Raw genomic sequence first — 11326 nt, 5'->3', positions numbered from 1 at the left:
TTGAAGATCCGCTGAATCTCGCGCGGGTCCTGCGTCCTCGTGAGCGCGACCATGAGCAGAATGCGCGCCTTGGTCGCCGTCAGGTGCTGGGCAACAACGGCGGGCGGCACCGGTGGCGCGGGCGGTGCCGAGGGGCGGGCGACGGAATCGGGACGGGCCGTGGAATCGGTCCGCGCAGGCGCAGAGGGGCCGTCACCGCCCCCACCGCCACCGTTGGCGTTCTCGCCCGACGTAAACGACGTCACGACCACCACCCCCGTCTGCCGCAGCACGCGGTACGTCGCGTTCTCGGCGGCGGTCATGCCTGTCGTGGCCACCACGACACCCTTGGGGTTCGTAGTGAACGTCTGCCCCGTGCCACCGGGGTAGGACATCGTCAGTTCCACCTTGGGCAGCGTGTCCACGCCGTCCAGGTCGAACTCGCTGCGTTCGCCAAAGCGACGTACCGGCGCGAAGAAGAACTCCGGCCCCTGCGATGCCACCACACCCAGCATACCCATGTCGCCGGTGCTGAAGCCGCCGGTGCGCTGATACAACTTGCGCGACTCGCGCGCCGACAGAATGCGGTCGTCCATCACCACCATCACGCCCTTCTGCGTCGCCTTGGGTGATGCGGCGGTGCGCACGGCACTGAGCAGGTTGATGGGACCGTCAGGACTGATGCCCGTCGCCGGGCGTTGCGACCCCACCACGACCACCGGCTTGCTGGAGCGCACGGTGAGGTAGAGGAAGAACGCCGTCTCCTCCAGCCGATCGGTGCCGTGCGTGACCACGACACCAGCCAGGTCACCGCGCTGGAGCACGGCGTTGATGCGCTTGGCCAGCTTCACCCACATCTCCGGCGTCACCATCGTGCTGGCCACGTTGGAGAACTGTTCCGTCTCCACCCGCGCGTAGCGCGCGAGCTCCGGCACCGACGCCGTGATCTGCTCCGCCGTGAGCGTGCCGGCGCGATAGCCGCCGAGGGTTCCCGGCGCGTTCTGCACGCCGGCAATGGTGCCGCCCGTCGCAATCACCAGCACCTTGGGCGCGTTGGGATTGGGGACGACGGTCACCGGGCGCGCGGCCACTGGCGAGGCAGGCGCGGACGCCGCCGGTACCGGCGTGGCGGGGCTCGCCGACGTGACCGGCGCCGCACCGCGGCGTGCGCAGGCGCCAAACACCACCGTCATCAGCGCGACGGCGGGACAGACAAACCGGCTCGGGCGGATCACCAGCATCTCCTCAGTTTCGCGTGGCCTGCAAACGCGCGATGCGCTCCTTGGCCGCTTTCACCGCCGGCTGTAGCGACGCGTCGGCGTTCTTCCACAGCGCCACGAAATCGCTGTAGCGCTGCAAGGCCTCCTTGGTGTGGCCGGCGTCCTCATGGAGTTCGGCGAGGCGCCGGTAGCCCCGGGCCAGCAGGCGCGCGTGGGATGAGTCCGCGAGCGCCACCGAGGAGGAGGCGAGGTACTTCTCGTACCAGTAGATGGCCGAGTCGCGCTTGCCCATGAGGTCGTAGGCGCGGGCGTAGTTGGGCCACGCGCAGGCGAGGCAGCCGGAGGAGTCGCCCGCACGGAAGGCCGCGAGAGCAGCCGCCCCGTTCTTTTCGGCGAGGAAGAGTTCGCCGCGCGCGGTGGCAATGGACCACCCCTGCACCCGCGCCAGATCGGGGGGCACACTGGCCGTCCATTCCGTCAGCACCCTCCGGGCATCGGCCGTGCGGCCGGTGGCGACGAGGGCGGTGACCAGCGCGCCGTACGGTCGATCGAGGGGCAGCAGGGCCTGCAGTCGTCCATCGCGCAGGATGGGCTCGAGGCGGGGCGCGGCCCCGGCACCTTCGCCGAACTCCGCGCGGGCCAGCGCCTCGGTGATGTCAGCCGCCAGCAGTGACGCGGTGTCGCGCAGGCTGGTGAGGATTTCGCGGCGGCGGCGCTCGACGCGCCACGCGGAGTCGAGCTGCCCGCCCGCCACGAGCGCGTTGCGGAGCGCCCGGCCGGCGGTGAGTTGCACGGACGAGGACTTGGCCGTAGCGACCCGTCGGGCGGCGATGATTCGGGCGCTGTCCACGTCACGGAGGGCAAAGGCCAGCTCGTGGCGCATGCGCCGCACGACGTCGTTCGAATCGCCGGCAACGGCCGCGTACTGGCCCCACTCCCGTCGCGCTTCGTCCACCTGCCCGGCCGTAAGCAGGGCCGTGAGCAGGTTCCGGTCGGACACCCGCGGTGCGCGACGCGTCGAATCCCGGGCAATGGCGTAGTAGCGCACAGCGAGGTCGGGGCGGCGCATGGCGGAGTAGGCCAGCGCCATCTCGTTTTCGGTTTGCCCCCGGAACTGCCCCGGGTCGCGCAGGGCGCCGGCGGTGAGGACCTGCACGGCTTCGGCCGGCTTGCCGATGACGCGGAGATAGGGGGCCGTGGCCAGCGATCGGACCCACCGGGAGCGCACCCCGTCGCGGTGCCGATACGCCTCGCGCATGGCCACGAAGCGCTCGTGCGGTCGCACGCCGGCATTGCTGAGCGACACGGACAGGAGTTGCCAGCCACCGGCGAAGCTGCTGTCGAGCGCGACCGCGGCCCGCGCCTTGTCAGCGGCCCGCAGATAGTCCTGCCGGTCGATCAGCTCGATGGCCTCGGTCCAGAGCCGCGCCGCCTCGGGCGTCGTGCCGATGAGCTTTCCGGTGGCCTGGGGCCTCGGGACCCGGCTGAACGCGCGCACCAGCCCGGCCCGCGTCTGCTCGGCCAACGACGTCAGCGCCGCCGACACCCCGGCGGCATCGGCGGCCGAGGCCTCGAGGCGGAAGAGGGCGCTGTCGTTGGCGGTGACCCGGGCTTCGGTACTGAAGAGGAAGCCGTTCCCGACGCGGGCGACGGCTGGCGACACGGTGCCATGCAGGCCGAGGTCACGCGCCATGGCAAAGAGCGTGTCGCGGCTCACGGTGCCGGGCTCCAAACCCAGTTCGAGCGCCATGGAAATGGCCCGCTGGTCGCCGAGTGGCAGCAGGCGGCGGTCGCTCTGGGCGGCATTGAGCACGGCACTGGACAGACCGCGCGCCAGCACGCTGTCGGCGGGGTCGGACACCGCGGGGAGGAACAGCACGGCGAGGCGCGCCGAGTCGGCGAGGTTCTCGCCGCGGCGGGCGATGGTGTCGGCGCGCTGCTCGCGATAACGGTTGCCGGCGAAGGCGGCGGTAGCCACCAGGCCAATCCCGACCGTGGCCAGCAGGGCGCGAGGCAGGCGGCGCCGGGGGGACGTGCCGGCGCGCGGCGCGGGCACCGCCGACGGGGTGCGGGCGCCGGAGATCTCGGCACTCATGGCGTCGAGGGCCTGGAGCACGTCGGCCACCGAGCGCGGGCGGGCAGCGGGGCTCTTCTCGAGGCACTGCATCACCAGCTGTTCGAGCGACGACGGCAATCCGGCCCGCAAGGTGCCCAATGGCGCCGGCACCTTGGCAATATGCGCCGCCATGAGCTCGCTGGCCGTCGTCGCCTCGAACGGTCCGCGCCCCGTGAGCATCTCGTACATCACCAGACCGGCGGCGTAGAGGTCGAGACGGCCGTCGCTGTTCGTCTCCCCCGCAATCTGCTCCGGCGCCATATACGCCGGCGTCCCGATCGCCATCCCCAGCCCCGTCATCCCCGCCGCCACGGTCCCCGTGGACGCCGACACGGCCTTGGCCACGCCGAAGTCGAGCACCACCGCGCGGCGCCCGCTCAGCATGATGTTCTCGGGCTTGATGTCGCGGTGCACCACATTGTGCTCGTGCGCGTACTCCAAGGCTTCGAGCAGATCGCGCCAGGCACGGACCGCTTCGTCGAGTGGCAATTGCGGGCTGCGCGCCAGCTTGGCGCGCAGCGACGCCCCCTCCACGAAGGGCATCACATACCACAGCAACCCCTCGCTGGCCCCGGCAGTGAGCAGCGGCACGATGGCCGGATGCTGCAGCTGCGCCGCCAGCAGGATCTCGCGGCGAAAGCGGTCGGCGTTCACCCCCGCGGCGGTATCGGGCGGCAAGACCTTGATGACCACCCGGCGCCCGAGCGCAGTTTCCTCAGCGAGGAATACACGGCTCATGCCGCCGCCGCCGAGCTCACGCTCGAGACGATAGGCGGTACCGAGAACGGCAGCGAGCGTACTGGAAAGATCGGTCACGAGGGAAAGTCAGAGGGGCTGCCCGCAAACATAAGCCGCGGAGCCATCGAGCGCTCTCGATGATGCATCAGCGTCGCACCGGCGCCGCCACGATCATCTCCGCAATCGCCGCCCCATCCTTGCGCGGATCCGACGCCCCCGCGTTGACCTTCGTCACGAAGTGCCGGTGCACCGCCTGCCCCGCCCCCATGCGCGTGCTCGAGTAGTCGCCGCGCATCACGATCTGGTGCCCCATCGCCGCCAGCGAGTCCCGCGTGCTCTTCGCAATGCGCGATTCGAAGTTCACGTCGCACCCGGGAAACGTTTCCTTCGAGAAACGCGGTGCATCGAGCGCGCCCTGAATGTTCATGCCGAAGTCCACGAGGTTCGCCACGAACTGCGCGTGTGCCTGTGACTGGTTCCAGCCGCCCATGATGCCGAAGGCGATTTTCTCGTCGCCCTTCTCCATGAAACCGGGAATGATGGTGTGCAACGGACGCTTGCGCCCCGCGATCACGTTGGGGCTCGCCGCATCGAGCGAGAAACCGCCCCCGCGGTTGTGCCACACGAAGCCGGCATCGGCCACGGTGAGCCCCGCACCAAAGCCCACCGTGCTGTAGTTGCTCTGGATGAAGGAGATGAGGTTCCCCTCCTTGTCCACCACACTCAGGTAGGTGGTGCCATTGTCGGTGCCTTCGGGCGTGCCTACCGGCACGTTGCAGTTGGCCGCCGACGCGTTGATCAGCTTCGCACGGGCCGCACCGTACGTCTTGGAGAGCAGCCCGCTCACCGGCACCTTCGCAAAGCGCGGATCGGCGTCGTACCGCTGCATGTCGGCGTACGCCAGCTTCTTCGCTTCGATCATGTGGTGCAGCGCCTGCACCGAGTTGTGTCCCATGGCCTTGAGATCGAACTGCTCCATCATGTTGAGCATCATGAGCGCGGCGATCCCCTGCCCGTTGGGCGGCAGCTCGTACACCGTCCAGCCCCGGTACGTGGTGGAGATGGGCGTGACCCACTCCACGTCGTACTCCGCAAGATCGGCGGCCGTCATGGTGCCGCCGTGTGTCTTCGAACTGGCCAGCAGCTTGGCCGCCACGTTGCCGGTGTAGAACGCCTTCGCGCCCTGCGCGGCGATCTGGCGGTACGTCCACGCCAGCTCGGGATTGCGGAACATGTCGCCCACCTGCGGCAGCTTGCCGCCGGGCAGGAACGTCTTCGCCGTGGCTGCGTCGGCCCGCAGCACCTCTTCGCTGTCCTTCCAGTACACGCTCACCACCTCGCCCACCGGGAAACCCGTCTCGGCGTACTGAATGGCCGGCGCGAGAATCCGCGCAAAGCTCAGGCGACCGAAGCGCGTGCGCAGCGCCTCCCACCCCTTCACCGCACCCGGCACCGTGGCCGCATCGATCCCACGTTGCGGCATGCGGGTGTTCCCCTTGGCCCGCAAGTACTCGGCCGTAAGCGCCTTGGGCGCCCATCCCGAGGCATTGAGTCCGTACAGCTTCCCCGTCTTCGCTTCGTAGTAGATGGCGAAAAGGTCACCGCCAATGCCGTCGTTCATCGGGGCCACAAGCCCCATCATCGCGTTCACGGCGATGGCGGCATCCACCGCGTTGCCCCCCTGTTCGAGAATGCGCGCGCCCACCTGCGACGCCAGCACACTCTCGCTCGCCACGACCCCCAGGTGGGACTGCACCATGGAGCGGGACTGCGAGCGGTCCTGCGCCCCAACGGCACCGGCCGGCGAGGTGAGCAGCAGGGCGGCGATGGGGGCAAGCGTCCGGAGCGGGCAACGGGGCATGCGGGCTCTCGAGGAAAGAGGCGTGAGGAAATGTCTGACGGAATATGCCACCGGCGCCGCGCATCTTCCGGCCATGGGACCCGCTGCCCTGATCTGCCGCGTGAGTGCCGCGGCACTGCTCGCCGCCAGCCTCGTGCGTTCGGCATCGCCGCAGGCGGCAACACCACCGCCGCGCCTGGCCCCAGAGCCGCCCGCTGCCTCCATTGAAGCGGTCGTGCGCGCGCTCGACCCATCGGCCGCCGATGGGCACGACCGGCCCCTGCTGCTTGCGGTCATCCGATTCTATACGGACCAGCGCTTCACCCCGGCGTGGACCGATGCGCGGGGGCTCACAGCCGCCGGGGTGCGCCTCACGCAGGCGCTCGCTACGGCCAACGACGAGGGGCTCGACGCGCGCGCATACGCCTTCCAGCCCCCCGATCCGCGAGACACCACCGCCCTCGCCCGCGCCGACGTGCGGCTGTCATTCATCGCCCTGCGCTTCGCCGAGGACCTCGGCGTGGGGCTCACCGTACCCGGCGCCATCCACCGCGACCACGCGTTCGTGCGGCCGCGGCTGCGCGGGGACTCGGTGCTTCGCGCCCTGCGCGACGCCGCCGATGCCAGACGCGCCCTGCTCGCCGCAGCTCCAGCGACCCCGGGCTACGTGCGGCTGCGCGAGACGCTGCACCACCTCCGCGCCCTTGAACAGCGCGGGGGCTGGGATACGCTGCCCGCCGGTCCCACGCTGCGGCTCGGCATGTCGGGGGCGCGCGTGGCACAGCTGCGCCGGCTGCTGCGGCAGCGCGGCGATCTGGAGGGGCCGCACGACGGAGACAGCACAGCCACCTTCGACGCGGCGCTGGCCGTGGCCGTGGCACGCTTTCAGGAGCGGCATGGCCTGACCGTGGATACTCTGGTCGGTCGCGCGACCGGTGCTGCGCTCAACGTGCCCGTGCGCGACCGGCTCGAGCAGGTGCGCCTCGGCATGGAGCGCACCCGATGGATCCCCCCGGTGACGGGGAATCGGTGGATCACCGTGAATCTGGCCGACTACCGGGCGTTCGTCATCGACGATGACCAGCCCGTGTTCGCCACGCGGGTGGTCATTGGCGACCGGAAACACAAGACGCCGATGTTCGTGGATACGCTCACCACCATCGTGCTCAATCCGGCGTGGAATGTGCCGCCCAGCATCGCCGCGAAGGAGATTCTGCCCAAGCTGAGGCGGGAGCCCGACTACCTCGAGCGGAATCACATGATCTGGGTGGGCCGCGAGATCCAGCAGGTACCAGGGCCGTGGAATGCCCTGGGCCAGATCGCCTTCATGTTCCCGAACCGCTTCAACGTGTACATGCACGACACGCCGGCCAAGGCGCTGTTTGCGTTCCCCGATCGTGCCCACTCGCACGGCTGCATTCGCGTGGAGCGCCCGCACGACCTCGCCGAACTGCTGCTCGGGGCCGACGGGTGGACGCGCGCCCGTCTCGACTCGGTCATTGCCACCGGCCACCGCACGGCGGTGCCGCTCACGACGCCGGTGCCGGTACGGATCACCTATGCCACCGCGTTCTTGGACCTTGGCGGCACGCTGCAGTTCCGCCCCGACGTGTACGGGCGCGACGCCCTCTTGGCGCGAGCGCTGGCGAGGGAACACCAGCGCCCCCTGCCCGCCCCCCTCAGGTAGCCGGTTGGGCGGGGGACGCAGACGCCACCGGAGCCGCGGCCAGCTCGACGGCCGGCAGCGTAACCCCCGCCTTGGCCGCCCGCAGCTCCAGCGTGTCCCGATCGGCCAGGCCGCGGATGAGCGCGTCGGCCTCGCGGTTCTGCAGGTATTTCCCCTTCTCCCAGCCATCCACGATCCCCTTGGGGGTCCCGTAGATCAGCTCGGCGAACTGCGGCAGCGTGAGCCCCAGCGATTCGCGCAGCTGACGGATAGCCTTGGGCGCCAACAGGTTGTGCGCCGCCCGGATGTGCTCGGTGGCCGCCTTCTCCGCCGCGTCCCGCTGCTCGATGGTGCGCTGTTCATGGGCGCACTTCTCGCACCGGAAGAACTCACGGGTCACCTCCGCGGCCATCCCGCTCAGCCGCATGGTCACCGTTTCCGTTTGCAGCGCATAACGGCCCCCGCACCCGCGGTGCAGGGTCCCGTCGAGGGTCGACAGACTCATCTCGGAAGGTTCGCGGACGATACTGGATACCGTGCGGGTCGGCCGGTCGGCCGCACGTGCCCCTTGGGGGCGTCTGATCGTCTGAAGCTCGTCAGGGCAGGCGCCTCGGCGCCACCCCTTGCGGTCTCCACGCTGAATTTCTCCACGCCATGTCCGACTTTGCTCTCGTTCGCCAGCCAGTCTTCGGGGCAACCGGTTCCCTGCTCGGGTACGATATCCGGTTTCACGAGACCGACGGGGCAGGTTCCTTCGCGCAAAGCTTCCTGAGCGGCACCTTCGACATAGTGCGCAACCGCCTGCCGGCGTTCGTGTCAGCCTCCCGCGAGCAGCTGCTGGGCGATGGGTTTCTGGTGGCGGAGCCCGGATCGGTGATCGTGATGCTCCCCGCCGAACTCACGCCGGACCCGGAGGTCACCGACGCCCTCGAGCGCCTAGGCGCCGCCGGCGTGCCATTGGCCATCGAGGCGGTGGGCGCGGAGCCGGTGCCGGCGGAGGCGTTCCTTCCCCTGGTGCAATGGGTCCGCGTGGACGCGCGCAGCGGCGATCCGGCCACGATCAACGCCACCTGCGATCGCCTCCGGGCCCACGGGTCGGCGCTGCAGCTGGTTGCCATGAATGTGGAGGCGCTGGAGCAGTACGAAGCCACCCTGGAACGCGGGTTCGATGGCTTTCAGGGCACCTTTTTCAGTCGCCCTGAACCGCTGCCCTCGGCCGAGATGCCGCAGAGCACGGTGGCGGCCATGCGCCTCATGGGGCTCGCGCGCGACCCGAACGTCAGTGATCAGCAGCTGACGGACGTGATCGCCATTGACCCGGTGCTGACGTTCCAGCTGCTGCGACTCGTGAACAGCGCGGCGCTCGGCGGCCGCGGTGTGGCCAGCATCGGGCAGGCGCTGCGCCTCATTGGCCGAGGCGCGTTCCTCCGGTGGCTGGCCGTGGCGGTGGCCGCCGCGCGCAAGAGCAAGAACGGCATCGACCAGGAGCTGGTGCGCCAGGCCGTGGAGCGCGGTCGGCTGTGCGAACAGCTCGTCGGGACCGGACGCGATGCCGGCACCCTGTTCCTGGTGGGGCTCTTCTCGCTGCTCGATGTCGTCTTCCGCATGCCGCTCGCGGAAATCCTCGAACGGGTGGTCCTCAGCACCGAGGCCAATGATGCGCTCCTGGAGCGTACCGGCCCCTACGCCGACGCGATCACCTTCGCCGAATCGTACGAGTTGGGCCTGTTCGAGAACGCGGCGGGGATCGCGCGGGAGATGGGCGTGGACCCGGCGAAGGCAGGCGAGTTCTACACGAACGCCATTACGTGGACGGCAGAAGCCCTGGGGGCGGTGCTGGACAGCCAGGCGGCGATGCCGGTGAAGAAGGCCAGCTGACCCCCACCCGCCGTATCCCCCGTGGTGCTGCCGAAAGCCCAGCACCACGGAGCCCCGCTGTCAGGGCTGCTCCCGCCACGCCTGCCACATCCCTTTGGCCACGGCGCCGGCCAGCACGATGCCGATGCGGGTCGCCACAAAGGTCTGTCCACTGCGGGCATCCGCCCGCTCCGGGCGCCACGCGAGGCTCATGACGCTGGCCCCGGCCACAGCCCCCAGAAACGGCACATTGGGGCGCGCCTCCCCGGCGGCGTTCTGTGCCACGAAGCGGTCGTGCACCGCGCAGCGCGTGGCCGCCACCACCCGCCGACCGAGGGGGTGCCCTCGCCGTGCCGATTCGCAGGGCGAGCGTACGACGCGCCAGGGCACGAGGACCCCGAGACCGGCGCGCAGCGACTCTTCCGCCACCGCAAACCCGGCCTGATCACCCAGCCGCGCACCGTACCCCCGCCACGTGCGCGGCCACGCGTCCGGCAGGCCAATGGCCTGATTCCACGTCGCGGCCGCCACGCTGCCCGCCGCGATGATGGCGTACTGCCCCGCCAAACCGGTGGAGTCTGCGGGCGCCGCCGGTACGCCCACGCCCGGTGCCACCGGGCCTTGCGCCAGGGCGGCGCGCGGACCCGCCCCGGCACTCATTCCGACGAGAACCACCAGGCCCCAGCAGGCGCGGTTCATCGCGCCGTCGCCGACGGCAGCATCTGCGGCTGCTCGGTGTAGGGCTGCGGCGCCCCCGCCGTGAGCGCCAGGCGCACCCGCTCGGCCTGCGTGGCGTTCACCTCGAACAGCACCGCCACGAGATTCGCGTTGCGGATGGTCTCCAGCGGCCGGCTCGGCCACGCGCCCAGCGTGTCGCCGCCGGGGGTGAGCCGCTGGGCATGCAGTCCGGCGGTCGCCGTCACCGCCGCCGCCGAATCGGCGAAGTAGAACGCCACCAGCTTGGCGGTCTTCCCCAACCGATAGCGCGTGCCTGGGGCCGTGAAGTACGGCACGGTAATGGTGTCCATCACCGAGATCCCCATGCCCGCCTTGGTGATGCGGTCGGCCAGATGACAGTCGCGCCAGCGCCCGTCGCGCGGACACAGGGAATCGCTGGGGGTGGGGGGCCGTGAGACCGGCGCCATGGCGACGTTCGTCCGGGGCGGGGCCGGCTGTGGCGTGTCGCACGCGGCGAACAGCGTGGCCACCACCCATATGGGCAGGCAGAGGAAGATGCGACGCATGGACCAAAGCTACTACGTGCGGGCACAGGCCGCCGAAGAAACCCTGCCGGGGTGACTGCCGTCTAACTGGGGGATGAGACTACTCAAACAGGGCGTGACCCCCATCCGACTGGTGAGCCTGCTGCTGCTCGCGGCCTGCCGTGGCGAGCCCTCCACCGCACCGACGGTGGAGATTGCCGCGAGTCCCGCGCTGGCGCAGCTGGTCACCGAAGACGTGGACCGCTTCTGGCGCGCCTATGAGAACGGGGGGCGCAGCGGCAGCGCCAGCGCCTTTCAGCAGCGCTATCTCGATAGCGCGTCGGCCGGGCTCCGGGACTTCATCGGACTGCGGCAGCTCAGCGCCGCGTCGCTTGCGCAAGTGGCGACCGCCTACCCGGCGTATCTCGACGCCCTGCACGCCTGGTGGCGCACCACGCCTGATCGCGCCACGGTGCTCAACACCATCCGGGCCAACTACGGGAAGATCCAGGCGCTTTATCCGGAGGCCGTCTTTCCGCCGGTCACCATTCTCGTGGGACGCTTCACCACCGGGGGCACCGCCAATGACCGCGGGTTGCTCATCGGCCTCGAGTTCTTCGGGCGCGATGCGCAGGCTCCCCTCGGCGCGCTCCCGGCACCGGTTCGCGAGAACCAGAAAAGCTGGGTGCACGATCTGCCGCCCTTTGT

At 70.1% G+C, this 11326-nt stretch carries 8 protein-coding genes and 1 pseudogene; 3 read left to right on the top strand and 6 right to left on the bottom strand.

Features of this window, described 5'->3' with window-relative positions; translation table 11 throughout:
• The 3 genes from LW840_RS11755 to ggt all read right to left on the bottom strand — a co-directional run.
• The coding region (locus LW840_RS11755; RefSeq protein WP_291277029.1) for an asparaginase at positions 1-1220 on the bottom strand (1220 nt) is incomplete at its 3' end.
• A 4-nt stretch (positions 1221-1224) separates the two neighbouring features.
• Entirely contained in the window at positions 1225-4131 is a 2907-nt protein-coding gene (locus LW840_RS11750; RefSeq protein WP_291277028.1) for a serine/threonine-protein kinase, read from the bottom strand.
• Positions 4132-4198: 67 nt separating this feature from the next.
• On the bottom strand, positions 4199-5914 hold the full coding sequence (gene ggt / locus LW840_RS11745; protein WP_291273291.1) for a gamma-glutamyltransferase: 1716 nt from the start codon (positions 5912-5914) through the stop codon (positions 4199-4201).
• A 73-nt stretch (positions 5915-5987) separates the two neighbouring features.
• Between ggt and LW840_RS11740 the strand changes: the two genes are divergently transcribed.
• Positions 5988-7580: a L,D-transpeptidase family protein gene (locus LW840_RS11740; protein ID WP_291277027.1), complete on the top strand. Its 1593-nt coding sequence runs from the start codon at positions 5988-5990 to the stop codon at positions 7578-7580.
• On the opposite strand, the gene LW840_RS11735 is transcribed toward LW840_RS11740, so the two are convergent.
• The gene (locus LW840_RS11735) at positions 7573-8064 is read right to left on the bottom strand and encodes a hypothetical protein (protein ID WP_291262479.1); all 492 of its coding nucleotides are present in this window, start codon (positions 8062-8064) and stop codon (positions 7573-7575) included. The two genes, LW840_RS11740 and LW840_RS11735, sit on opposite strands and share 8 nt — an antisense overlap.
• Positions 8065-8213: 149 nt before the next feature.
• Between LW840_RS11735 and LW840_RS11730 the strand changes: the two genes are divergently transcribed.
• On the top strand, positions 8214-9437 hold the full coding sequence (locus LW840_RS11730) for an HDOD domain-containing protein (RefSeq protein WP_291262478.1): 1224 nt from the start codon (positions 8214-8216) through the stop codon (positions 9435-9437).
• Between the two features lie 60 nt (positions 9438-9497).
• On the opposite strand, the gene LW840_RS11725 is transcribed toward LW840_RS11730, so the two are convergent.
• Positions 9498-10076, bottom strand: a complete 579-nt coding sequence (locus LW840_RS11725; RefSeq protein ID WP_291262477.1) for a hypothetical protein — start codon at positions 10074-10076, stop codon at positions 9498-9500.
• A 35-nt stretch (positions 10077-10111) separates the two neighbouring features.
• The gene (locus LW840_RS11720) at positions 10112-10660 is read right to left on the bottom strand and encodes a hypothetical protein (protein WP_291277026.1); all 549 of its coding nucleotides are present in this window, start codon (positions 10658-10660) and stop codon (positions 10112-10114) included.
• Between the two features lie 73 nt (positions 10661-10733).
• Between LW840_RS11720 and LW840_RS11715 the strand changes: the two are divergent.
• Positions 10734-11326, top strand: a pseudogene (locus LW840_RS11715) (hypothetical protein); the annotation flags it as partial.

Origin of the sequence: Gemmatimonas sp., from assembly GCF_021298855.1 — a bacterium.
Classification (GTDB): Bacteria; Gemmatimonadota; Gemmatimonadetes; order Gemmatimonadales; family Gemmatimonadaceae; genus Gemmatimonas.
Note: the sequence above shows the minus strand (reverse complement) of the source record. Positions and strands in the feature narration are given on the sequence as shown.